The organism is Sphingomonas olei (genome assembly GCF_045369765.1).
GTDB classification, from domain to species: domain Bacteria; phylum Pseudomonadota; class Alphaproteobacteria; order Sphingomonadales; family Sphingomonadaceae; genus Sphingomonas; species Sphingomonas panaciterrae.
In genome coordinates this window covers 70,163-92,476 of record NZ_JBIQEU010000004.1, presented here as the reverse complement: position 1 = coordinate 92,476, position 22,314 = coordinate 70,163, and the positions used below count along the sequence as shown (strand labels likewise).

Here is a 22,314-nt window from a genome sequence, read left to right as displayed (position 1 = left end):
GCGTTACGCCTCGTCGCGACGCGGGCGGGCCAGGAGACTGCTGATCACCTCGCTGGCGGGCGCGCCCTGCAACAGGTGGCACACCGCATCGGTGATCGGCATGTCGACGCCCGCCTCTGCTGCAGCCTCGGCCAGCACCGGCGCGGTGAAGGCACCCTCTGCCACCGTGCGCCGGTCCGCCAGCAGGTCGGTCGCCGACCGTCCCTGCCCCAGCCCCACGCCAAGCGAGAAGTTACGGCTGCTGGTCGACGAACAGGTCAGTACCAGGTCGCCCAGCCCCGACAGGCCAGCCAGCGTCTCCGCTCGCGCGCGGCGCGCCAATCCGAAGCGGGTCATTTCGGCAAAGCCGCGCGCGATCAGCGCCGCGCGTGCATTCTGGCCGAGCCCTGCTCCTTCCACCACGCCGCAGGCGATCGCCAGCACGTTCTTCACCGCCCCGCCAATCTCGGCGCCGATCACGTCGCTGGAGGCGTAGGGACGGAAGGTCGGACTGGCGAGCCGCTCGGCCAGCCGCACCTGCAGCGCCGGATCGGCACAGGCCAGCGTCACCGCCGTCGGCAGCCCCGCCGCGACTTCATGGGCAAAGGTGGGGCCGGACAGGACCGCGATGGGCGCGCCGGGGTGCGCGGCCTGGGCGACCTCGCCCACCAGACGCCGCGATCCCGCCTCGATCCCCTTGGCGCACAGCACCAGCGGCGTGTCCTTGCTGGGCAGCAAGTTCAGTACCGCGCCGACATGCTGCGCCGGCGCGACCACCAGCAGCGCGTCACGATCCGCGAGGTCGTCCAGCGCTCTGGTGGCGCGGATCGCTGGCGACAGCGGGACGCCGGGCAGGAACATGCTGTTCTCGTGGCGGTCGTTGATCGTAGCGACCACCTCCTCCTCGCGCGCCCACAGCAGCACCTCGCCGCCACGCGCGGCGACCTGCGCCAGCGCGGTGCCCCAGGCGCCGCCGCCGATCACGCCGATCCGCATGTCGCGGCTCATGCCTTCACCCCCGCACCGCGCACCGCCTCGGCGGTTGGATCAAGTGGCCAGCGCGCCCGCGCCGGTGTGTCGAGCGGATCGACCAGCCCGGCGGCGAACCGCTCCGCCCCGGCCCAGGCGATCATCGCGGCATTGTCGGTACACAGCCACAGCGGCGGTGCCACGAAACGCAGGCCATGTGCGTCGGCAAGCGACGACAAAGCACTGCGCACCGCATTGTTGGCCGCGACACCGCCGGCGACCACCAGCGCCGTTGCGCCCGGCGCACGGTCGATCGCACGCGCTGTCCGGTCGATCAGGCAATCCACCACCGCCGCCTGGAACGATGCCGCGACATCCTCCGGGCGGTAATCGCCGGCGATCCGCGCCACCGCGGCCTTCAGCCCGGCGAACGAGAAGTGCGGCTCCGGGGACCGGAACAAGGGCCGGGGCAGTGGCACCGCTGTCGGATCACCCATCTGCGCCGCGCGCTCCACTGCCGGCCCGCCCGGAAAGCCAAGGCCCAGCACCTTTGCCGTCTTGTCGAACGCCTCGCCCGCCGCATCGTCGATCGTCGTTGCCAGCCGGCGGTATCGGTTCACCCCCTCTACCAGCAACAACTGACAATGCCCGCCCGACACCAGCAGCAGCAGGTAGGGCAAGGCAAGGTCGGGATCGGCCAGACGCGGGCTGAGCGCGTGCCCCTCCAGATGGTTCACCGCGATCAGCGGCTTGCCGACCGCATGGGCAATCGCCTTGCCCGTGACCAGCCCCACCATCACGCCGCCGATCAACCCCGGACCGGCCGTGGCCGCGACCGCATCAATATCGGCCAAAGACACTCCGGAATCGGCCAAAGCAGCCTCGATAAGCGGCTCCAGCGCCTCGACATGCGCCCGGGCGGCGATCTCCGGCACGACCCCGCCATAGGGCCGATGCGCCGCTTCCTGCCCCGCCAGTCGATGCGCCAGCACGCGGCGATCACCCGTCACCAGCGCCGCCGCCGTTTCGTCGCACGAGGATTCCAGACCAAGGATCAGCATGCCCGGCTCATATCCGCTCGACCCACGCTTGTCGAAGGGCGCCCACGTCCGATAGAGCGGACGCGATATCTGCAGGATAGAAGAGACCGGTGGCTCAGCGTTTCAGACTCGGCACCCGCGGTTCGCCGCTGGCCCTGACCCAGGCAGGCTTGGTGCGCGACGCCTTGATGGCCGCCCACGGCTGGGACGATGTCGACATTGTCGTCGTGAGTACCACCGGTGACCGCGTGCAGGATCGCGCGCTGGCCGAGATTGGCGGCAAGGCCTTGTGGACCAAGGAGCTCGATCGTGCCCTCCTCGCCGGCGAGGTGGATGCCTGCGTCCACTCGATGAAGGACGTGGAAACCATTCGACCGGCCGAAATCGCTATCGCCGCGATGTTGCCCCGCGCGGACGTTCGCGACCGCCTGATCGGCGTCGACACGATCGACGCGCTGCCGCACGGCGCCGTGGTGGGGACCAGTTCGCCGCGCCGCCGCGCGCAGCTCCTGCGCCACCGGCCGGACCTCGAAATCGTGCTGTTCCGCGGCAATATCGATACGCGGCTGGGCAAGCTCGCCACCGGAGAGGTTGCCGCCACGCTCCTCGCCGCGGCCGGTCTGGAGCGGCTTGGCCGGCACGACACGGGCGTTGCGATCGAGACGCACGTCATGCTGCCCGCCCCGGCGCAGGGCGCGATCGGGATCGAGACGCTGGCCGACAGCCCCGCCCTGGCGCTGGTTCATGCCATCGACTGTCCCACCACCAGCATCTGCATCCACACCGAACGTGCGCTGCTGGCGGCGCTGGACGCCTCCTGTCACTCGCCGGTGGGCGCGCTTGCCCGGCGCGAGGGCGACGGCATCACCCTGGCGGCGGAGCTGCTGACGGAGGATGGGTCGGAGCATGTCACCGGCGTCATCGCGGGCGAGGATGGCCCCACGCTTGGCCGCGAACTGGCGGCCGACCTGCTCGCCCGTGCGCCCGCTTCGGTCCGACATCTGTTCGGGGGATGACACGTCCTATCGCCGTCCTGCGGCCGGAACCGGGAAACAGCGCGACCGCTGACCGGATCGCGAAGGCGGGTTTCACTGCGCTTCGACTCCCGATCTTCACCATCTCGGCTGTTCCCTGGGCGCCGCCGCCCGCGACCGATTTCGACGCGGTGCTCCTGACCAGCGCCAACGCGGTTCGTCAGGCCGGACCAGAGCTCCACACCTTTTCCTCGCTCCCGCTCGTCACCGTCGGACGTGGCACCGCCGATGCGGCGGAGGCAGCCGGCCTCACGCCGCAGATGGTGGGCAGTTCGGACGGGAGGGAAGCGCTCGCTCTCGCCAAGGGACGCGGCTGGCACCGGCTGGTGCGCCTCACCGGCCGCGCGCATATCCATCTGCCGGGCGTCACCGACATCGTCGTCTACACCAGCGACCCTCTCCATCCTGCAGAGGATCAACTACGCGCGCTCGCCGACAGCATCGTCCTCCTTCACTCACCCCGCGCGGCACGCCATTTCGCCGGCCTCATCGCCGGCGCGCACATCGCCCGGCGCTCCATCCGGCTGGCGGCGCTCAGCCAGGCGGTGGCGGACGCGGCCGGCGGGGGATGGCAGCGCATCAGTGTTGCGCCCCTCCCCAGCGACCCGGCTTTGCTCGAAACCGCCATGACGCTCGCGATTGACCGGTGAGCGTCGGGCGGGGATAAGCCGCGGCATGGACGAAAACGCGCCGCTCGCTCCTGCTCCGCGCCGGTCACGAGTTGGCCTGCTCACGGTGTTTGTGATCCTGGCTCTGGTTGTCGGGCTCGCGCTGATCTTCCTGTCGATGCGGGATGGTACCAGCTGGTGGCAGCGCCAGGCCAAAGCACCGACCGCCGTGGACAAGGCCGTCACGACAAAGGACGTCATCGCAGCCACGCCGCCGGCGCCCGCCGCGGTGGATCCGGCCACCCTCGCTGCTCGCGAAAGCGCGCTTGCCGCTCAGCTGGCGGCGCTGGAGGCGAGGACGGCAAGCCTCAGCATGGATGTCACCCAGTCGCAGGACCGCGCCGGCCGTGCCGAGGCGATCCTCATCGCCTTCGCTGCCCGCCGCGCGATCGAAAAGGGCGCAGCCCTTGGCTATCTGGAGGATCAGCTGCGACAACGCTTCGGCGAAACCCAGCAAAAGGCGGTGAATACGGTGATTGAGGCTGGTCGCGATCCCGTCACGCGCGAGGGACTGCGCCAGGCATTGGATGCCAACCGTTCGATGCTGCTCAATCCCGGCGCGGACGGCTGGTTCGCCGGCTTCATGGACGAACTGCGGCGCCTCGTCGTCCTGCATGATGCCAACACGCCGTCGCCCCTGCCCGCGGATCGCCTCGCGCGTGCCCAGCGCCTGCTGGATGCCGGCCAGGTGGAGCCCGCGGTTGAGGAAGTGTCCCGACTGCCCGGCGGGACTCAGGCGGCAAACTGGAGCGCGGCGGCACGACGCTACATTGCGGCGCGCCAGGCGCTCGACACGCTGGAAACCGAGGCGATCGTCGGCACGATCCCGAGCAGCGCGCCGACGGCTGCCGCTGCCCTCGTCCCCGCTGTACCACAGGTGACGGGCGATGCGGCCCCGGCCACGGGCGATCTGGGGAACGATCAGGCCGAACCCGCGCCGCGTCCCTGATCACCGCGCCTTATGGCGCCATGCCGTTCGACCATCGATTGGCACGTTGCGCACCAGCGGCTTCGCTGTAACCTCCCGGTTCAGATAACGACAAAAGGGAGTGGGATGCGCGGCATTTGGAAAGCCATGACGGTCGCCGCCGCAGGAATGGCGCTCGCGCCATTGGCAGCGGCAGCACAGAACCGGGCGGACGAGCGAGCGTTCTTCGATCTCTACAAGCAATTGGTCGAAACCAACACGGTCGTTGGCGAGGGAAGCTGCACCCGGGCCGCGCAACAGATCGCCACCCGGCTCAAATCAGCCGGCTACACCGATGCACAGGTTACCCTTTTCTCGACGCCGGAGCATTCGGAGGACGGTGGCGTTGTCGCCATCCTCCCCGGCACCGATGCGTCCGCCGACGCCATGCTTCTCCTGGGGCACATCGACGTCGTCGCCGCCAAGCGCGAGGATTGGGCGCGCGACCCGTTCAAGCTGATCGAGGAAGACGGCTTTTATTATGGCCGCGGTACGGTCGACGACAAGGGCATGTCGGCGATCTGGGCAGACAGTATGATCCGCTTCAAGCAGGAGGGCTTCAAACCCAGGCGCACGATCAAGCTCGCGCTCACCTGCGGTGAAGAAACCACCTATGCCTTCAATGGCGCACAATGGCTCGCCAACAACAAACCGGACCTGGTTCGCGCGGCATTCGTGCTGAACGAGGGCGGCGGCGGCCGGCTGGACGCACAGGGAAAGCGACAGGCGCTCGCGATCCAGGTGGGGGAGAAGGCCGCGCAGAATTTCACCTTCACCAGCACCAACCCTGGCGGGCACAGCTCCGCGCCGACGCCCGACAACGCCATCTACGAACTGGCCGACGCCGTGAAGCGGGTGCAGGGCTACGAATTCCCGATCAAGTTCACCGACACGACGCGCGCGTTCTTCACCGCCAGCGCCCAGGCGCTGCCACCGGAAACAGGCGCGGCGATCAAGCGGCTGCTGGCCAACCCAGCCGACAAGCGGGCGGACGCGGTCGTCAGTCGCGACAAGGTCCTTCACTCGACCCTGCGCACGACCTGCGTCGCCACGCTGGTCAACGCCGGCCATGCGGAAAACGCGCTCCCGCAGCGCGCCACCGCCAACATCAACTGCCGGATCTTCCCGGGCGAGACCGTCGAGAGCACATTGGCAAAGCTGACCGAGTTGGCAGGGCCGAAGGTGACGGTGACGGCCAATCAGCCGGTGCGCCCGATTGCCGTGCCGCCGCCGCTCGACCCGCGCATCATGGGCGCTGTGCAAACACTCGCGGCGAAGCATTTTCCGGGGACGCCGGTCGTCCCGATGATGTCGACGGGTGCGACCGACGCGGTGTTCTTCGGCGTGCTGAAGATGCCGGTCTATGGCGTTCCCGGCATCTTCCTCGAACCTGACCTCAACGGCACGCACGGATTGAACGAGCGCATCCGGGTGACGGCGCTGTACGAAGGCCGGGACTACCTTCACGATCTGGCTAAGGCCTTGGCCACCCAAGGCTGACCCTTGGCGCCCCGCCAGCCCAACGTCGGGCGGCGGGGCACATTCGGTTTAGCGTCCGACCCAGTCGGCGACCTGCACCGCCACCTGATTGGCCGCCTGATTGAGCGCGACCGCAACCGGTGCCGCTTCAATCGCGGCCACCGGGACGCGCACTTCGAAGCGCTGCTTTTCCAGCGCGCCGCCCTCGTCACGGACGAGTGCCGCGTCGAAGGTCACGACCGCGGCGGAAGCGCCCGCATCGACGCCGAAGGTCCGCAATTCGCCCGACAACCGGGCGCCCGGACTTCCCATCGCCTGCGCCCCCGACAGGACGACGCGGCCGGTCCGCGCAGCAACGGTGTCGGACACCACGCGCGCGAACTGCCGCGCCGGCAACTCGACCCACTGCGCATCCCTGACATAGGCCACGTCGGTCAGGTTCGACTGCACCGGAATGCGGTTGGTCGCCAGTTCCTGCGGCACGACTGGCACCTGGATGGTCACCGTGCGGGCGCCCGCCGACGATTGCTCACGCCCGACGGGGACCTGTTCCGTCGAGGACAGGGTAAGAAGTGCCTTGGGCGGCTTTTCGCCAAAGCTGATGCAGCCGGCGAGCGGCAGGGCAGCAAGACCGATCAGAAGCTTCTTCATGTGCGTCCTCACTTGCCCTTGTAGTCCGGCAGCTTTCGCGGGCCAACCAAGGCCGCTGCCCCCTGTTGATCGACCTTTTCCGCGACCGATGCGAGCGCCGCCGACATCTGCCGCAGATCCAGAACCAGCTGGTTGACCTCCGGAATGGTCTGCTTGGAGAAGGTTTGCAGGCCGGGTCGCGCATCCTGGATCGCGGAGTTCAGCGTTTCGGTGCTCTGCCGCGCGGAGCGGATCGTCTCGTTCAGATTGGCCAGCGTCGGCTTCACGTCCTCGGCCAAAATGCCGTTCGTCGTGGCCGCCAGGTTGCCGATCTGCTCCGCTGCCGTGCCGGCCTGGGCCACCGCGATACGCGTCTGCGCCAGCGTTGCAGCGATCTCCGGTCCGCGATCAGCCAAGGCGTCCGTCAAGCGGTTGGTATTCTCAAGGATGCCGGCGATTGACGCCTGATTACGGTCCGTCAGCAGCCCGGTCAGCCGCTCGGTTAGGGTCGACAGTCGTTCGAGCAGCTGCGGCGCAGAATTCAGGATCGCGCCAAGACCGCCGGTCCGCGTCGGAATGACCGGCACGCCATAGGGACATACGCTGCCGGGATCGCGCTCCGGACAGACGATCGGCGGGGCACCTTTGCGTGCACCGTCCAGGCTGATCGTGCTCGTACCGGTGAAGCTGCCCTGGATGGTGGCGGCGGTACCCTGCAGGATCGGCGTATCCTGGCTCACCTCAATCCGCACGCGTACGAACTGCGGATCATTGCGCCACAGTTGGATCGACTTCACCTGCCCAGACGGCACGCCCGAATAGGTCACCTGCGATCCGCGGGCGAGCCCGTCGACCGACTGCTTGAAGAAGATGTCGTATTCCTTCTGCTTGGTGCCGCCCAGACGCGCGATCCACACGGTGAACAGCGCCAGCACGGCAAGCAGGATCAGCACGACGGCGCCGACCAGGACGTGGTTGGAACGGGTTTCCATCAATCAGCCCCTGAATCTGCTGCTGCCCCGGCGGTCGATCGTTCCGACCTTTCCCGTTGCGCCTCTTGTGTTGCCACTGCCGCCCGGCCGCGCGGTCCGCGAAAATACTCCTGGATCCACGGATGATCGAGTGCCAGCAGTTCGTCGATCGTGCCGACCGCAATCACGCGCTTGTCCGCGAGCACCGCCACCCGATCACAGATGGCATACAACGTGTCGAGGTCATGCGTGATCAGGAAGACGGTCAGTCCCAGCGTACGCTGCAAAGATTTGGTCAACTCATCGAACGCCGCCGCGCCGATCGGATCGAGCCCCGCCGTCGGCTCGTCGAGGAACAGCAATTCGGGGTCCATCGCCAGCGCACGGGCTAGTCCGGCGCGCTTCCTCATGCCGCCCGACAATTCAGCCGGAAACTTCGGGCCCGCATCATTGGGCAGGCCAGTCATGATCACCTTATAGGATGCGATCTCGTCGAGCAGCGACAGGCTGAGCGACGGATAGAATTCGCGCAACGGCACCTGGACGTTCTCGGCCACGGTCAACGTCGAGAACAGCGCCCCCCCTTGGAACAGCACCCCCCACCGTTTGCGAATCTCAAGCGCATCGGTCTCCGCACGGCCGAGCGTGGGTTCGCCGAACACCGTCACCTCGCCTGCGATCGGCTGCTGCAAGCCGATGATCGATCGCATCAGCACCGATTTGCCCGTGCCCGACCCACCGACGACCCCCAGGATCTCGCCCTGACGCACATCCAGATCGAGATTCTCGTGCACGACCTGGTCGCCGAAGGCATTCTTCAGGCCACGGACTTCGATGATGTTTTCCGGCTCTGCCATCAGATCCAGCCGATCCGCTCGAAGAAGACCGCAAAGAAGGCGTCGAGAACAATGACGAGGAAGATTGCCTGGACGACCGCTGCGGTCGTGCGCATGCCGACCTGCTCCGCATCACCCTTCACCTGCATCCCCTGGAAACAGCCGGCGATGGCGATGATCGCGCCAAACACGGGTGCCTTCACCAGGCCGACGTAGAGGTCAGTGATCGGCACCACTTCACGCAGCCGGGCGACAAAGGTCACCGGCGGGATATCAAGCTGCCACCAGCAAAGCAGTCCACCGCCAATGATCGCGACGAGCGAGGCGTAGAAGCCGAGGAGTGGCATCATCACCACCGCCGCGATCGTTCGCGGCACCACCAGCGCCTCCATCGGGGACACGCCGATCGTCCGCATCGCGTCGACTTCCTCAGTCAACTTCATCGTACCGATCTGCGCGGCAAAGGCAGAACCGGAGCGCCCGGCAACCATGATCGCGGTCATCAGCACACCCAGCTCGCGCAAGGTGATCCGTCCGATCAGGTTGATCGTCAGCACCTCGGCACCGAATTGCCGCAACTGCACCGCGCCCTGCTGCGCAATGACGATGCCGATCAGGAAGCTCATCAGGCCGATGATGCCGAGCGCCGACACCCCGACCACCTCGAAACGCTGCACCGTCGCATTGAAGCGGAAGCGCTGCGGATGGCGGATGACCGACGCCAGGGCCGCCAGCGTCGCGCCCATGAAGCCAAGCAAGCCGACCAACGTGCGTCCCGCGGTGACGGTCGCCTCGCCCACTTCGCCGAGAACGCGGTTGAAGGAGCTGACATGCTGCTGCCGCGTCGGAACAGGCTGATCGGCATTGACCACCTGATCGAAGAGGGCACGCTGTTCTTGGCGCAGCCCCTCGATGTTGGCACCGGTACGCTGCGCGAAGCGGTGGATGACCCATGCACCGATCGTATCGATCCTCGACACGTCGGACAGGTCGATCACCGATACCGCGCCGCTGTAATCATCCAGCCGCGTCGGGAGATCACCAAGGCGAGCCAGCACCAGATCGCCAGTGAAGCGCATCGCTCCGCTATCGTCGCTGAAGTCGGCCAGTGCGCGCATTCCCACCCTTTGCGGGAAACCCCGCACCTCGGCAAGATGAACGTACGGAGCGGCGGCTTGTTGCATGGATGCTGGCACAGCGGCGTGGCCGCACGGCGATCACGCCATCTCCAGAACTTCTATAGCTCGCCTGCTCCTGCTCAGAGCGCGACGTCGACCGTATGGATCAGCAGGCCGACCATGCCACCCACCAGCGTGCCGTTGATGCGGATGAACTGAAGGTCCTTGCCCACCGCATGTTCCAGCCGCTGGGTAATCGTCTGCGCGTCCCAGCCGCGAACCGTTTCAGACACGAGGCCGACGATAACGTCGCCATAATCGGCGGCCGTGCCAACCGCGACGCGGCGCACATAGCGGTTCAGCGTACGGCGCAGGCGTACGTCGCGCTCCAACGTCTCGCCCAACTGCCGCAGCATGTCCCCCATCCCGCCGGACAGCAGCCGTTCGGGATCGCGAGCGGCGCGGAGCATGGCCTGGCGTGCCTGTTCCCACAGGCCGTTGATCCAGTTCTGCATGGCCGGGTTTTCCAGCAGCGCCAGCTTCAGTGCCTCGACCCGCTCGCGCATCTCGGGCTTGTGCTGGAGATCGCGGGCAAGCGTCGCCAGGCCTTCCTCGGCCTTTGCGCGAAGGGGATGGTCGGGCTGCTCCGCCATGTCGACCAGCATCTTGTCGAGACCGTCGATGATCTTGTTGGCAATGGTTTCGTCGAGCCCGGTCCAGCGCAGGATGGAACCGGCCCGCTCGTGCACCATGTTGCGGACGACCTGCTGGTTCGAATCGAGCACCCGCGCCGCCCAGCGCACGATGCCGTCGATGATCGGCTGGTGCCGGTTCTCGGCCATGGCTGCTTCCAGCGCGCGACCGATCAGCGGCGCCAGATCGATCCGCCGTATCTGCTCCACCATGGCGCCGCGCACCATCCCGCCAAGCCGCTCCTGATCAAGCGCTTGCAGTGCCTCCACCACCAGGCGCGACGCGCCGCGCGTCACGCGCTTGCTGCCGGACGACGGGTTCGCCAGCCAGCGCGCGGCGACGCCTGCCACGTCCATGCGTCGCATGCGGCGGGCGACGACGACGGGAATGAGGAAATAGTCACGCAGGAACACGGCGAGCTGGTCGCCGATCCGATCCTTGTTGCGCGGGATGATCGCGGTGTGTGGGATTGGCAGGCCAAGCGGATGGCGGAAGAGCGCAGTCACCGCGAACCAGTCGGCAAGACCACCCACCATCGCCGCCTCGGCAAAGGCGCGGACAAACCCCCAGGCGGGCGCGCTGTCCTGCAACCGGCCAGCGACGAAGAACGTCACCGCCATCACGACCAGCATCCCGGTGGCGATCACGCGCATGCGGACCAGCCCCGGGGGTGCAGACATTCGCAAGGGGCGCCTCAGCGCGACCGGCATCATGCCCCGATCAATCCCCCAAGCGGGGGATTGTTCAAGCCTTCTTTCTCGAAGTTGACGCTTATGATGGGGTCATTCGGCCGGAACGTCGCCGTCGCGGAAGCCGATGCGGCCGTGCGGGGCGGGCAGGACGCCGCTGGGGCCCTGGTGGTCGATCACCGTCGAACCATCGTCGCCGGGACGATAGGTCAGCAGCTTGCGACCGAGCCATGGGCCAATGCGGCGTTCGATCCCGATCGACAGGCTGAAGGCAGCCGGCACGATCAGCAGCGTCAGCAACGTCGAGACGATGAGGCCGCCGATCACGACAATGCCCATCGGCGCGCGCCATGCCCCGTCGCCGGTGAGCGCCAGCGCGGTCGGCACCATGCCCGCGACCATCGCCACCGTGGTCATTACGATCGGCTGCGCGCGTTTGTGCCCGGCGTCGACCACCGCGTCATAAATCGGCACGCCGGCGTGCATTTCCTCCAGCGCGAAATCGATCAGGAGGATCGAGTTCTTCGCCACGATGCCGAGCAGCATCAGGAGCCCGATGAACACCGGCATCGACAACGGGTTGCCGGTGATGATCAGCGCGATGACGCCGCCCAGCGGCGCGAGCAGCAGCGAGCCCATATTGACCAGCGGCGGCAGCAGCCGGCGATACAGCAGCACCAGCACCGAGAAGACGAGGAACACCCCCGCGATCACCGCGATCACGAAGTTGATCAGCATCTCCATCTGCCACTTGGCCTGGCCGACGCTCATCTTCTGCACGCCGAGCGGCAGGTTCTTCATGATCGGCAGCGCGTTGACCTGCTGCATCGCGTTGGACAGCACCAGCCCCGGGGCCAGATCGGCGCCGATCGTCAGCTGTCGCTGCTGATTGAGGCGGTTGATCTTGGTCGGGCCGGAGCCAAAGCCGATCTCCGCCACCACTGACAGCGGCACCGATCCGCCGTTCTGCGTCGGCACCGGGAGGTTGCGGATCGTCGCCATGCGCGTGCGCGACGACTGATCCAGCGCCACCCGGATCGGGATCTGCCGGTCGTTGAGCGAGAAGCGCGCGCTGTTCTGGTCGATGTCACCCAAGGTCGCGATGCGGATCGCGTTGGACAGCGCACTGGTCGTGACGCCAAGGTCCGCCGCGAGATCAAGCCGCGGCTTGATGACGATTTCCGGCCGGTTGAGGTCGCCCGCAATGCGCGGCGCGAGAAATCCGGGGATCTTCGCCATCTCGCGCACGATCTTGTCGGCGGTTTCGCGCAGCAGCACCGGATCGTCGCTGCCCAGCGTCACCGACACGTCGCGGTTGTTGTCGCCCCAGCCGAACTGCGACTGGAAGTTGACGCGCGCATCCGGGATCTTGGCGAGTTCCGGCGCAAGCTGCCGTTCGAACTCGGTCGACGTCTTCTCGCGCCGATGGCTGAGGTCGCCGCCGAACAGCGCGCCGATCCGTTCGTTGAGGCTCGGCTTGTCCTTGAACTGCACGGTGACGCGGCCAGTGCCGACGAAGGCGCGGGTGTAGATCGTCTCCGCCTCTGGCTGCTGACGCAGCAGGTCATAGACCTTGTCGACCACCTGCTGCGTCTGCGCCAGCGTGGAGCCGGGAGGCATGGTGATCGTGACGGTCGAGCGTTCCTGATCGATCGACGGCTGGAACTGCATCGGCAGGCTAGCAAAACCGACAATGGTCAGCAGGAAGGCGAGCACGCCGATGCCGATCGTCCAGACGCGGTGATCGCGGAAATAGCCGGTCACGCGGCTGAACCCGCCGCGCGCGCGGATCGCCATCGACTTGCCGGGGTCGAGCGTCCAGCGAAGGACGTTCATGTAGATGTCCATCATCCGCCCCTCGCCATGCGCTTCGGGGCCGGCGGACTTCAGGAAATAGGCCGCGATCATCGGCGTGATCATGCGCGCGACCGCAAGGCTCATCAGCACCGCGACGACGACGGTGAGGCCGAAGTTCTTGAAGAACTGCCCCGACACGCCCGGCATCAGGCCGACCGGCAGGAACACCGCGACGATCGACATGGTGGTGGCGAGCACCGCCAGGCCGATCTCGTCCGCCGCGTCGATCGACGCCTGATAGGCGGATTTGCCCATGCGCATGTGGCGAACGATGTTCTCGATCTCCACGATCGCATCGTCAACCAGCACGCCGGCAACGAGGCTGAGCGCGAGCAGCGTCATCTGGTTCAGCGTGAACCCCATCAGGTCCATGAACCAGAAGGCGGGGATCGCGGAGAGCGGGATGGCGAGCGCCGATATGAACGTCGCGCGCTTGTCACGCAGGAACAGGAACACGATGAACACGGCGAGCACCGCGCCCTCGATCATCGCGTGAATCGCGCTCTCATATTGCTCGATCGCATATTTGGAGCCGTCGATCCGCAGCTGGAATTTCACCTGCGGATTGCGCTTCTCCAGCTCGGCGAGCTTCTTCTGCGCCTCCTTGAAGACGCTGACTTCCGAATAGCCCTTGGCCCGCTTGAAATCGAAGGTGATGACCGGTCGACCGTCGACGCCGGCGGCGGATCGCTGCTCGGCATAAAGGTCGCGCACCGTCGCCACCGCGCTCAGCTTGATCGTGCGGCCGTTGCCGGCGATGATCTGCGTCTGGCCCAGTTCATAGGCGTCGCGCGCATTACCCAGCACGCGCACCGACTGTTCGGCGCCGGCGATCTCCGCACGGCCGCCGGCGGCATTCAGGTTCACCTGCCGCAGCTGCTGATTGATCTGCGTGGCGGTGAGGCCGTAGGCGGCAAGCTTCGCCGGATCGAGGATCACGCGGATCTCGCGATCGACGCCGCCGTTACGTTCGACCGAGCCCATGCCCTCGACGCCGAGCAGCTCCTTGGTCACCGTATTGTCGATGTACCAGCTCAGCTGCTCGATCGTCATGTCGGTGCCGATCGCCGAATAGCTGCCCAGATCATTGTCGTTGATCTTCACACGGCTGATCTGCGGCTCCAGGATGCCTTCGGGCAGGTTGGAGCGGATCTGCGTGACGGCATCGCGCACTTCGTTCACCGCGCGGTCGACCGGCGTGCCGATGTCCAGCTGGATCATCGTCGTCGAATTGCCTTCGGAGACAAAGGACTGGATTTCGTCCACGCCCTCGATCGTCCGCACCGCGGCCTCGATCCGCTGCGTGACCTGCGTTTCCAGCTCACTCGGCGCGGCGCCCGGCTGCGTGATTTCCACCGCGACCGCGGGGAAATCGATGTCCGGTTCGCGGTTGATGTCCATCCGGATGAAGCTGACGATGCCGGCGACCGTCAGGATCACGAACAGGACGATGACCGGAACCGGGTTTCGGATCGACCAGGCCGAGATATTGCGGAAACTCATGCCGTCACACTCCGGGCTTGCCGAGCACCGGTGCGATTTTCTGCCCCGGGTTCAGGAACGCACCTGCCGAGACGACCACCTTTTCCGTGCCGTCGAGACCTGATGCAATCGCAACCGAATCGTCGTTCACCGTGCCCAGCCGCACGTCGCGGCGCTGCACCACATTGTCCTTGTCGGCGATATAGACGTAATTGCCCTTCTCGTCGCTAAGAACCGCCGATTGCGGAAGCTCGGGCACGCTGGCGGTGCCGCCGACGATCGTGGCGGAGGCGAAACCGCCGGGGCGAAGCGCGGGATCATAGCGAAGCGCAACGCGGGCGATGCCCTGGCGCGTCTGCGGATCGATGACAGGCGAAACCTGCCACACCTCGCCATCGAACTTCGTCTCGCTGCCCACCGGGGTCACGCTGACGCGTGCGCCCGGGCGCAGCTTGACGAGATCATCCTCGGCGAGCTGCGCGCGCATTTCCATCTCGCCCCCCTTGGCCATGCGGAACAGCGTGCCCGAGGCGGAGCTGATGATCTGCCCCGGCTCGACCTGGCGCGTCAGCACGAGGCCGGCGGCGGGTGCCCGGATATCGAGGCGATTGTTGCGCGCGCGCTGTTCGGAAGCGGCGGCGTTGGCAACCTTGAGCCGCGCGGCGGCGGCATCGCGGGTGGCGATGCGGCGCTGAACGTCGGCCTGGCTGATGAACCCGCGGCCAACCAGTTGCTCGGCGCGATCAAGCTCCGCCTGGGCGAGCGTCAGATCAGCCTTGGCCACGTTGACCTGCGCGGCGAGGCTGGCGGCGGTCTGCGTCTGCACTGACCGGTCGACCGTGGCGAGCACCTGGCCGGCCCGCACCCACTGGCCCGGTTCGACCAGAACGGCGGTCACCATGCCGCCTTCGCCAGCGACACCGACCGGCATCTCGCGGCGCGCGGCCAGCGTGCCGGTGGCAGTGACCGCGCGATCGACCGATGCACGGCCCGGCACGATGACCGTGACGCGCGGCGCCTGATCGGCGGCGGAGGAGGCCGAAGGCGCAGGATCGCCCGAGCGCGTCAGCAACATCGCCGCGGCCACGATCGCCAGTACCGCCACCACGGCCACGATGATGAGCCGCCGACGCCGGCGGCCATCATCCGTCGGACCTTCGATCAACACGGTCTCGCCACTCACACTACCGGTATCGTGATTCATGCACCCTACATCCCGCTCCGGCGACGTCAGACGGCCGTTCGCTACCTTGCCGGCAGTGTATTATATGAATAAGTCACCGGCCTCAAGTACCGGCTTGCCCCGATTGGCGCCATGGCAGATTAGGTGCTCCACCACAAGCCAGCCTCGTTCAGCTTGCGTTGTCGAAGCGTTGTCCAGGAACGACCAACCGATTGTCCGGAGTTAAACATTCATGCGCATTCTTTTCGCTTCGCTGATGCTGGCCACCGCCGCCACCCCCGCCCTGGCCCAGAATGTGGTGGGCGGGCCGGTGCTGCCGGACGGGACGCTGCTCGACGTCGTCGCGACTGGCGACATTACCCGCGTACCGGACGTTGCGACGCTGCGCGCGGGCGTCGTGACGCAGGCGGCGACCGCGAGCGAGGCGTCGGCGCAGAATGCCAGCCAGATGGCGCGCGTCATCGCCGCGCTCCGCGCCGCGGGAATTGCCGAGCGCGACATCGCGACCGCCAGCATCGGCCTGTCGCCGCAATATCGCTATGGCGAGAACCAGCCGCCGGTGATCACCGGCTATCAGGCGACCAACACCGTGTCGGTGAAGTTTCGTGACATCGCCAAGAGCGGACGGGTGCTCGACGCCCTGGTGAAGGCGGGCGCCAACCAGATCGACGGGCCGCAATTGTCGATCGACAAGCCGGCGGCGGCGCTCGACGAGGCGCGGGTGAATGCGGTCCGGCAGGCACAAGCGCGCGCGCAGCTCTATGCGCAGGCTGCAGGGCTTCGCGTCGACCGGATCGTGTCGATCAACGAGCAGGGCGAAAATCGCGGCGACCAGCCCCGCCCGCCGGTCCTCTACGCCCGCGCGGCCAAGGCGGATGCGCAGACCGAGATGCTGCCGGGCGAGACCGAAGTCAGCGTCACCATCGCGGTGCGTTTCCTGCTGAAATGAGCAAATGCCGCCCCGCAGCGGCGCGGGGCGGCATCAGGCTTTCCCAAGGGCCGGAAAGTACCGGCCAAGAAAAGGGCCGCCCGAGTGATCGGGCGGCCCTTTTATCATGGTCCTGGTAGCGCGGGCTTAACGCACGCTGCCACGACGGACGAGGTTGACGATCGCCAGCAGGACAACCGCACCCAGCAGCGACACCAGGAACGACGTCAGCGTCAGCGGCGAATTGTTGATCGAACCACCCGAAATGATCAGACCACCGATGAACGCGCCAACGATGCCGACGACGATATTCAGGAAAATGCCCTGCTGTGCATCGGTCCGCATGATGATGCTGGCGAGCCAGCCGATCACACCGCCGACGATCAACCAGAGAATGATACCCATAACTAACTCCCCTGCGTTAACGGCCCGAACGGCCGGGCTGGGGAAAATACTCTTGACAGCCAAACTTTGTTCCGATCACGTAACTCAGTTCAGAAGTTCTGCTGGCGCTCATAGAGCGATTTGTAGTGCTGGATGCGCGTGACGCGCAGCCCGGGCATGCCCGACCGGTCGATCGCACGCTGCCAGCTGGCGAATTCCTCCACCGTCAGGCCGTAGCGATTGCACACCTCGTCAACCGTCAGCAGACCGCCGTTCACCGCCGCGACGACCTCCGCCTTGCGACGCACGACCCAGCGGGTGGTGGTCGGCGGCGGCAGCGTTTCGAGGGTCAATGGCTCGCCGAGCGGGCCGATGACCCGGGCGGGACGGATCTTCTGGTTCTCAATCATGACTCAACCTCGGTTGTGGGGACCGCGAGGCCCCCTTTCCACCTGACATTGCACAGCGTGACGAACGCGAACCGGCGTACTCTAGCCACCGATCGGTAAACGGGATGTTCAATCGTCCTTCCATTGCATCATTGCTTTGGCCACGGGACCGTTGAACGCACCGTCCACCGGCGCGAAAAGCGGCGAATCGAGCCGCACCCGCGCCGAACGGGCGTAGATGGTCGCGGTGGGCGACGCCGCCTGTCGCGCCGTCATCTCCACCAGCAATACCGCCAGGTCGCTGGGGAGCTCGACCAGCGGTGCGCGGCGGTCGAACAGGGCAAAACTCAGGTCCACGCTACGCCTGGCTCCTCATGCGTCCTACGGGACACCCCTGCTACGCGCCGCAGATGAAGGGTCCGTAAAGGATGCCACCATCCTGGTGCGCGTTCACCATCCAATTCGGATGTGCTATGGCGCGCACGTGACTGATATCGGTGATTTCCAGCTGGACGGCGGCGCCGCCGGCCGCCGCATCGTCGTTGCCATGTCGGGCGGGGTGGACAGCTCCGTCGTCGCCGCGCTGGCCAAGGCGAGCGGGGCGGAGACGATCGGCGTGACGCTGCAATTGTACGACCATGGCGAGGCGACCGCCCGCCCCGGCGCCTGCTGTGCTGGGCGCGACATTCGTGATGCGCGCGCGGTGTGCGACAGCCTGGGCATCGCGCATTATGTGTTCGACCACGAAAGCAGCTTCCGCAGCCGGGTGGTCGACCGCTTTGCCGACGAATATCTCGCGGGCCGAACGCCGATCCCCTGCGTCCAGTGCAACATGGGACCCAAATTCACCGACCTGTTCGCGCTGGCGCGTGATCTGGGGGCGGACTGCCTCGCCACCGGCCATTATGTCCGCCGAATGATGGGCAGCGCGGGCGCCGAGCTGCACCGCGCGATCGATCCCGCGCGCGACCAGAGCTATTTCCTGTTCGCCACCACCCGCCAGCAGCTCGATTTCCTTCGCTTCCCGCTGGGCGGCATGCCCAAGAACCAGGTGCGCGCGATTGCCGCCGAGATGGGGCTGGGCGTCGCGGGCAAGCCCGACAGCCAGGACATCTGCTTCGTCCCCGACGGTGACTACGCCGGGCTGGTCAAGAAACTGCGCCCCGCCGCCGTGGACGGCGGCGAGATCGTCGACCTCGAAGGACGCGCGCTCGGCCGGCACGAGGGGATCATTCATTACACCGTCGGCCAGCGCCGGGGGCTCGACATCGGCGGCCAGCCCGAGCCGCTGTACGTCATCCGGCTGGAGCCCGAGGCGCGGCGCGTCGTCGTCGGCCCGCGCGCGGCGCTGGCGGTGGCCGCCGCGCGGCTCGCCGATCTCAACATCCTCGGACCTCTGAACGGCCCGCTGACCGCCAAGGTGCGATCGATGGCCAAGCCGGTGCCCGCGCGCCTCGACGGCGACATGCTGCTGTTCGACGCGCCCGAATATGGCGTCGCGCCGGGCCAGGCGGCGGTGCTGTACGATGGCGACCGGGTGCTCGGCGGCGGCTGGATCGCGAGCACCCAGGCCGCCGCGCTGGCGGCCTGACGGCAGGCACCGACGCGCGCAACCGCCGATCAGGGCAGCAGATACGTCCCCTCGATCACGGTGACGCACTCGCCGGTCAGCAGGATGCGGTCCCCAGCAACCCGGCAGCCGATCCGGCCACCACGCGCGCTCGCCTGAAACGCGCTGAAGGTGTCGCGGCCAAGCACATCGGCCCAGTAAGGCGCCATCACCGCATGGGCGGAGCCGGTCACCGGATCCTCGGGAATGTCGTAGAAGTCGGTGAAGACGCGGCTGACGATATCCGCGCTCTCACCGCGCGCGGCGACGATATGGACGATCGGCCCCAAAGCCTTGATCGCGCGACCATCGGGCGCGGCGGCGCGCACCGCTGCCTCATCGGCGACGATCACCAACGCATAGCCCTTGTCATGCCACAGCGTCTCCACCGCCTCGACGCCCAGTGCGGCGACGATCGCGTCCAGCGGCTTTGGCTTGGGCCGCCACGCGGGCAGCGCCATCTCATAACCCGCGCCGCGCCGCGCGACCTCCAGCATCCCGGCCTGCCGGGTGGCGAAGCGCACGCGATCGATCGTGGTGTCGGAGGACAGGACGAAATGCCCGCTGGCCAGCGTCGCATGCCCACATAGCGCCACCTCGGCGGCAGGCGTAAACCAGCGCAGTTCAAAATCCGCCGCATCGTTCGCCGGCGCTGGCACGATGAAGGCCGTTTCGGACAGGTTGTTCTCCGACGCGATCGCCTGAAGCAACGTGTCGTCGGGCCAGGCCGAAAGCGGCAGCACGGCGGCGGGATTGCCGACGAACGGCGCGTCGGCGAAGGCGTCGATCTGCGCGAACGGGATCCTCATAATGTCCTTTCGTGAAGCGGCCGGGATGCCGCCGGTGCGGCTGCGAACGCCGGATCAGCGGCGAGGTTCAGATACGCTTGCCGAACCAATGCGGCGTCACGTCCGCCTCGACCAGTGGATTGTCGGTATCGACATGCCCCTCCGGATCGAGATGGATCAGCACCTCCACGCGCGGAAACACGTCGCGCAGCCGGCGTTCGACATTCTCCACGATGTCGTGCGCGGCGGCGACGGTCAGCGTGCGATCCACCTCCATGTGGAATTGCGCGAAATCATGCGCGCCGGCCCGCCGGGTGCGGAAATCATGGATGCCGCGGATGCCGGGTTGGCGCGCGGCAACCTCGATAAAGGCGGCGCGCTGATCTTCCGGCCATTCCTTGTCCATCAGCATGTCGATCGCCTGGCTCGACGCCTTGAACGCGCCCCATGCGAGCCACATCGCGATGGCGATGCCGAAGATAGGATCGGCGCCGGGCACGCTGGCGAACTGATCGAGCACCAGCGCCGCGATCACCGCCACGTTGAGCAGGACGTCCGACTGGTAATGGACATTGTCGGCGAGGATCGCGACCGATCCGGTGCGCCGGATGACGCTGCGTTGATAGGCGAGCAGCGCAAAGGTCGCGACGATCGCCGCCACCGACACGCCGATGCCCAGCGTCGCGTCCTGATTGACCTGCGGATTGGTCAGCCGCTCGATCGCGCGCCATGCGATGCCGATCGCCGAGGCAGTGATCAGCACCACCTGGAACAATGCCGCCAGCGCCTCCGCCTTGCCATGGCCGAAACGGTGATCGTGGTCCGCCGGCTCCGCCGCCACCTTGACTCCGTAAAGGGTGACGAGGCTCGCCAGCAGGTCGAGCGCGGTATCGGCCAGCGAGCCGAGCATCGCGACCGATCCGGTGTGCCACGCGGCAAAGCCCTTCAGCGCCAGCAGGAACGCTGCCGTCGCGACGCTCGCCAGGGCGGCGCGCATCGCAAGCGGGATGATCCGGCGGCGTTCGTCGTTGGTCATGGGTAGAGCAAGCCTTCCGTCCACCCCGCTTCTTCACGCGTGAACAATCGACGCTCATGTAGGCGATGCGCGCGATCCTGCCAGAACTCGATGCGATCGGGCACTACGCGATACCCGCCCCAATGCGGCGGGCGCGGCACGTCGCTACCTTCGAACCGGAATTGCATCGCCTCGAACCGCCCCTCGAAGATCGAGCGGGCGGCGAGCGGACGGGATTGTTCGGACGCCCAGGCGCCCAGCTGCGAGTCGCGGCTACGCGAGGCGAAATAGGCGTCGCTCTCGGCGTCGCTCACCCGTTCCACCACGCCCTCGATGCGGATTTGCCGGCGCAGCGACTTCCAGTGGAACAGCAGCGCAGCCTGCATATTCTCCTTCAGGTCGTGCGCCTTGCGGCTCTCGCGATTGGTGTAGAACACGAAGCCATCGGGGCCGTGCCCCTTCAGCAGCACCATGCGCGCGGCAGGCCGCCCGCTGGCATCCGCAGTCGCCAGCGCCATCGCGTTGGGATCATTGGGTTCGCTTTCCTGCGCCTCGGCAAACCAGGCGTCGAACAGGCCGAAGGGATCGGTGGACATGGTGGCTGCCATAGCACCGGCGATGCGGCGGAACGACTCCCCGCGCCGCGAATTGAATCGGCCTCGCAACGATGAAGGCGGACGATCATGGCGGCACGGGCATATTGGCAAGGGCAGATACGCCTCGCGCTCGTCTCCATCCCGGTGGAAATCTATTCGGCCGTCAAATCGGGCGCGAGCGTCAGCTTTCGTCAGATCCATGAGCCGACCGGCAAGCCGATCAAATATGAAAAGGTGGCCGAGGGCGTCGGGCCGGTCGATGCCGACGACATCATGAAGGGCTATCAGATCGACAAGGGCGAATATGTCCTGCTCGATCAGGACGAGATCGATTCGGTGAAGCTGGAATCGAAGAAGACGCTGGAGCTGACCCAGTTCGTCGACGCGAGCGACATCGACGTCCTGTATTATGAGAAGCCCTATTTCGTCGTGCCGGCGGACGACCTGGCGGAGGAAGCGTTCATCGTGCTGCGCGAGGCGTTGCGGCGGACCAAGAAGGTCGGGCTGGGGCAGCTGGCGATGCGCGGGCGCGAATATGTCGTCAGCCTGAAGCCGTGCGGGCGCGGCATGGTGCTGGAAACCTTGCGCTATGCCGATGAGGTGAACCGGGCGCAGGGCTATTTCCGCGACATTCCCGATGCCAAGCCGGACGAGGAACTGCTCGAACTGGCCGAGGCGCTGATCGAAAAGAAGAGCGCCGCCTTCGACCCCAAGGAGTTCCACGATCGCTATGTCGATGCGCTGAGGGACCTGATCGAGCGCAAGCGCAAGCAGAAGGGCAATCGCAAGATCATCGAGGAGAAGGATGACGGTGGCGGGCGGTCCGCCTCCAACGTCGTCGACCTGATGGCCGCGCTGAAGAAATCGATGGAAAAATCCGGCGGTGCTGGCGCGGCGACCAAGAGCACGCCCGCCAAGAAGCCCGCTGCGAAGGCCGCGTCGCGCACCACGCCGGCGAAGAAGACGGCCAGCAAGCCGGCGGCGCGCAAACGTGCCTGACCTCATCCTCA

At 66.7% G+C, this 22,314-nt stretch carries 22 protein-coding genes; 7 read left to right on the top strand and 15 right to left on the bottom strand.

Going from position 1 to position 22,314, the window contains the following annotated elements; all coding sequences use genetic code 11:
- Positions 1–3: 3 nt before the first annotated feature.
- Positions 4–975, bottom strand: coding sequence for an NAD(P)H-dependent glycerol-3-phosphate dehydrogenase (locus ACH0BU_RS06750; protein ID WP_296218099.1), 972 nt, complete (start codon positions 973–975; stop codon positions 4–6).
- Positions 976–983: 8 nt separating this feature from the next.
- A complete protein-coding gene (tsaD, locus tag ACH0BU_RS06745; protein ID WP_296218077.1) occupies positions 984–2,009 on the bottom strand; it encodes a tRNA (adenosine(37)-N6)-threonylcarbamoyltransferase complex transferase subunit TsaD in 1,026 nt (341 codons plus the stop codon).
- A gap of 89 nt (positions 2,010–2,098) precedes the next feature.
- Here tsaD and hemC point away from each other — a divergent pair, with 89 nt between their 5' ends.
- From hemC to ACH0BU_RS06725, 4 genes are all read left to right on the top strand, one after another.
- A complete protein-coding gene (gene hemC, locus ACH0BU_RS06740; RefSeq protein WP_296218078.1) occupies positions 2,099–3,004 on the top strand; it encodes a hydroxymethylbilane synthase in 906 nt (301 codons plus the stop codon).
- Positions 3,001–3,672 (top strand): uroporphyrinogen-III synthase, encoded by a 672-nt coding sequence (locus ACH0BU_RS06735; protein WP_125945148.1) that lies wholly within the window; start codon positions 3,001–3,003, stop codon positions 3,670–3,672. The genes hemC and ACH0BU_RS06735 overlap by 4 nt, the downstream gene beginning before the upstream one ends.
- A gap of 25 nt (positions 3,673–3,697) precedes the next feature.
- Positions 3,698–4,639, top strand: coding sequence for a hypothetical protein (locus tag ACH0BU_RS06730; RefSeq protein WP_296218080.1), 942 nt, complete (start codon positions 3,698–3,700; stop codon positions 4,637–4,639).
- Positions 4,640–4,765: 126 nt separating this feature from the next.
- Positions 4,766–6,157, top strand: coding sequence for a M20/M25/M40 family metallo-hydrolase (locus ACH0BU_RS06725; protein ID WP_500263876.1), 1,392 nt, complete (start codon positions 4,766–4,768; stop codon positions 6,155–6,157).
- A 48-nt stretch (positions 6,158–6,205) separates the two neighbouring features.
- Here the strand turns inward: ACH0BU_RS06725 and ACH0BU_RS06720 are convergent, their stop codons facing one another.
- The 7 genes from ACH0BU_RS06720 to ACH0BU_RS06690 form a co-directional block, all read right to left on the bottom strand.
- Positions 6,206–6,787, bottom strand: coding sequence for an ABC-type transport auxiliary lipoprotein family protein (locus ACH0BU_RS06720; protein ID WP_046409091.1), 582 nt, complete (start codon positions 6,785–6,787; stop codon positions 6,206–6,208).
- An 8-nt stretch (positions 6,788–6,795) separates the two neighbouring features.
- Positions 6,796–7,758, bottom strand: a complete 963-nt coding sequence (locus ACH0BU_RS06715; RefSeq protein WP_125945145.1) for an MlaD family protein — start codon at positions 7,756–7,758, stop codon at positions 6,796–6,798.
- Positions 7,758–8,594 carry an ABC transporter ATP-binding protein gene (locus ACH0BU_RS06710; RefSeq protein ID WP_046409089.1) on the bottom strand — a complete coding sequence of 279 codons (837 nt, stop codon included), beginning with the start codon at positions 8,592–8,594 and terminating at the stop codon, positions 7,758–7,760. Before ACH0BU_RS06710 ends, ACH0BU_RS06715 begins: the two co-directional genes overlap by 1 nt.
- On the bottom strand, positions 8,594–9,691 hold the full coding sequence (locus ACH0BU_RS06705) for an ABC transporter permease (RefSeq protein WP_125945144.1): 1,098 nt from the start codon (positions 9,689–9,691) through the stop codon (positions 8,594–8,596). Before ACH0BU_RS06705 ends, ACH0BU_RS06710 begins: the two co-directional genes overlap by 1 nt.
- A 140-nt stretch (positions 9,692–9,831) precedes the next feature.
- Entirely contained in the window at positions 9,832–11,064 is a 1,233-nt protein-coding gene (locus ACH0BU_RS06700; RefSeq protein ID WP_245995203.1) for a DUF445 domain-containing protein, read from the bottom strand.
- Between the two features lie 102 nt (positions 11,065–11,166).
- A complete protein-coding gene (locus tag ACH0BU_RS06695) occupies positions 11,167–14,433 on the bottom strand; it encodes an efflux RND transporter permease subunit (protein WP_046409087.1) in 3,267 nt (1,088 codons plus the stop codon).
- Positions 14,434–14,437: 4 nt separating this feature from the next.
- On the bottom strand, positions 14,438–15,616 hold the full coding sequence (locus tag ACH0BU_RS06690; RefSeq protein WP_136450457.1) for an efflux RND transporter periplasmic adaptor subunit: 1,179 nt from the start codon (positions 15,614–15,616) through the stop codon (positions 14,438–14,440).
- Positions 15,617–15,827: 211 nt separating this feature from the next.
- Here ACH0BU_RS06690 and ACH0BU_RS06685 point away from each other — a divergent pair, with 211 nt between their 5' ends.
- Entirely contained in the window at positions 15,828–16,544 is a 717-nt protein-coding gene (locus ACH0BU_RS06685; protein ID WP_046409085.1) for an SIMPL domain-containing protein, read from the top strand.
- A 126-nt stretch (positions 16,545–16,670) separates the two neighbouring features.
- Here ACH0BU_RS06685 and ACH0BU_RS06680 read toward each other — a convergent pair whose 3' ends face one another.
- The 3 genes from ACH0BU_RS06680 to ACH0BU_RS06670 form a co-directional block, all read right to left on the bottom strand.
- On the bottom strand, positions 16,671–16,928 hold the full coding sequence (locus ACH0BU_RS06680) for a GlsB/YeaQ/YmgE family stress response membrane protein (RefSeq protein WP_046409084.1): 258 nt from the start codon (positions 16,926–16,928) through the stop codon (positions 16,671–16,673).
- An 89-nt stretch (positions 16,929–17,017) separates the two neighbouring features.
- Positions 17,018–17,317 carry a CtrA inhibitor SciP gene (gene sciP, locus ACH0BU_RS06675; RefSeq protein ID WP_046409083.1) on the bottom strand — a complete coding sequence of 100 codons (300 nt, stop codon included), beginning with the start codon at positions 17,315–17,317 and terminating at the stop codon, positions 17,018–17,020.
- A 108-nt stretch (positions 17,318–17,425) separates the two neighbouring features.
- Complete coding sequence (locus ACH0BU_RS06670; protein ID WP_046409082.1) at positions 17,426–17,653, bottom strand: hypothetical protein; 228 nt, start codon at positions 17,651–17,653, stop codon at positions 17,426–17,428.
- Positions 17,654–17,762: 109 nt separating this feature from the next.
- Between ACH0BU_RS06670 and mnmA the strand changes: the two genes are divergently transcribed.
- Entirely contained in the window at positions 17,763–18,887 is a 1,125-nt protein-coding gene (gene mnmA, locus ACH0BU_RS06665; RefSeq protein WP_500263875.1) for a tRNA 2-thiouridine(34) synthase MnmA, read from the top strand.
- Positions 18,888–18,916: 29 nt separating this feature from the next.
- On the opposite strand, the gene ACH0BU_RS06660 is transcribed toward mnmA, so the two are convergent.
- The 3 genes from ACH0BU_RS06660 to pdxH form a co-directional block, all read right to left on the bottom strand.
- The gene (locus ACH0BU_RS06660; protein WP_125945140.1) at positions 18,917–19,714 is read right to left on the bottom strand and encodes a PhzF family phenazine biosynthesis protein; all 798 of its coding nucleotides are present in this window, start codon (positions 19,712–19,714) and stop codon (positions 18,917–18,919) included.
- Positions 19,715–19,781: 67 nt separating this feature from the next.
- Entirely contained in the window at positions 19,782–20,729 is a 948-nt protein-coding gene (locus ACH0BU_RS06655) for a cation diffusion facilitator family transporter (RefSeq protein WP_046409079.1), read from the bottom strand.
- Complete coding sequence (gene pdxH / locus ACH0BU_RS06650; protein WP_125945138.1) at positions 20,726–21,304, bottom strand: pyridoxamine 5'-phosphate oxidase; 579 nt, start codon at positions 21,302–21,304, stop codon at positions 20,726–20,728. Before pdxH ends, ACH0BU_RS06655 begins: the two co-directional genes overlap by 4 nt.
- 87 nt (positions 21,305–21,391) lie before the next feature.
- On the opposite strand from pdxH, the gene ku reads away from it, so the two are divergent.
- Positions 21,392–22,303: a non-homologous end joining protein Ku gene (gene ku, locus ACH0BU_RS06645; RefSeq protein ID WP_136450453.1), complete on the top strand. Its 912-nt coding sequence runs from the start codon at positions 21,392–21,394 to the stop codon at positions 22,301–22,303.
- Positions 22,304–22,314 lie beyond the last annotated feature (11 nt).

What these genes read in the sequence shown, in the direction of transcription:
- ACH0BU_RS06750 (WP_296218099.1), bottom strand. Translation starts at nt 975, where the DNA reads ATGCGGATCGGCGTGATCGGCGGCGGCGCCTGGGGCACCGCGCTGGCG.
- tsaD (WP_296218077.1), bottom strand. Translation starts at nt 2,009, where the DNA reads ATGCTGATCCTTGGTCTGGAATCCTCGTGCGACGAAACGGCGGCGGCG.
- ACH0BU_RS06735 (WP_125945148.1), top strand. Translation starts at nt 3,001, where the DNA reads ATGACACGTCCTATCGCCGTCCTGCGGCCGGAACCGGGAAACAGCGCG.
- ACH0BU_RS06730 (WP_296218080.1), top strand. Translation starts at nt 3,698, where the DNA reads ATGGACGAAAACGCGCCGCTCGCTCCTGCTCCGCGCCGGTCACGAGTT.
- ACH0BU_RS06725 (WP_500263876.1), top strand. Translation starts at nt 4,766, where the DNA reads ATGACGGTCGCCGCCGCAGGAATGGCGCTCGCGCCATTGGCAGCGGCA.
- ACH0BU_RS06720 (WP_046409091.1), bottom strand. Translation starts at nt 6,787, where the DNA reads ATGAAGAAGCTTCTGATCGGTCTTGCTGCCCTGCCGCTCGCCGGCTGC.
- ACH0BU_RS06715 (WP_125945145.1), bottom strand. Translation starts at nt 7,758, where the DNA reads ATGGAAACCCGTTCCAACCACGTCCTGGTCGGCGCCGTCGTGCTGATC.
- ACH0BU_RS06710 (WP_046409089.1), bottom strand. Translation starts at nt 8,594, where the DNA reads ATGGCAGAGCCGGAAAACATCATCGAAGTCCGTGGCCTGAAGAATGCC.
- ACH0BU_RS06705 (WP_125945144.1), bottom strand. Translation starts at nt 9,691, where the DNA reads ATGCGCGCACTGGCCGACTTCAGCGACGATAGCGGAGCGATGCGCTTC.
- ACH0BU_RS06700 (WP_245995203.1), bottom strand. Translation starts at nt 11,064, where the DNA reads ATGTCTGCACCCCCGGGGCTGGTCCGCATGCGCGTGATCGCCACCGGG.
- ACH0BU_RS06695 (WP_046409087.1), bottom strand. Translation starts at nt 14,433, where the DNA reads ATGAGTTTCCGCAATATCTCGGCCTGGTCGATCCGAAACCCGGTTCCG.
- ACH0BU_RS06690 (WP_136450457.1), bottom strand. Translation starts at nt 15,616, where the DNA reads ATGAATCACGATACCGGTAGTGTGAGTGGCGAGACCGTGTTGATCGAA.
- ACH0BU_RS06685 (WP_046409085.1), top strand. Translation starts at nt 15,828, where the DNA reads ATGCGCATTCTTTTCGCTTCGCTGATGCTGGCCACCGCCGCCACCCCC.
- ACH0BU_RS06680 (WP_046409084.1), bottom strand. Translation starts at nt 16,928, where the DNA reads ATGGGTATCATTCTCTGGTTGATCGTCGGCGGTGTGATCGGCTGGCTC.
- sciP (WP_046409083.1), bottom strand. Translation starts at nt 17,317, where the DNA reads ATGATTGAGAACCAGAAGATCCGTCCCGCCCGGGTCATCGGCCCGCTC.
- mnmA (WP_500263875.1), top strand. Translation starts at nt 17,763, where the DNA reads ATGTGCTATGGCGCGCACGTGACTGATATCGGTGATTTCCAGCTGGAC.
- ACH0BU_RS06660 (WP_125945140.1), bottom strand. Translation starts at nt 19,714, where the DNA reads ATGAGGATCCCGTTCGCGCAGATCGACGCCTTCGCCGACGCGCCGTTC.
- ACH0BU_RS06655 (WP_046409079.1), bottom strand. Translation starts at nt 20,729, where the DNA reads ATGACCAACGACGAACGCCGCCGGATCATCCCGCTTGCGATGCGCGCC.
- pdxH (WP_125945138.1), bottom strand. Translation starts at nt 21,304, where the DNA reads ATGTCCACCGATCCCTTCGGCCTGTTCGACGCCTGGTTTGCCGAGGCG.
- ku (WP_136450453.1), top strand. Translation starts at nt 21,392, where the DNA reads ATGGCGGCACGGGCATATTGGCAAGGGCAGATACGCCTCGCGCTCGTC.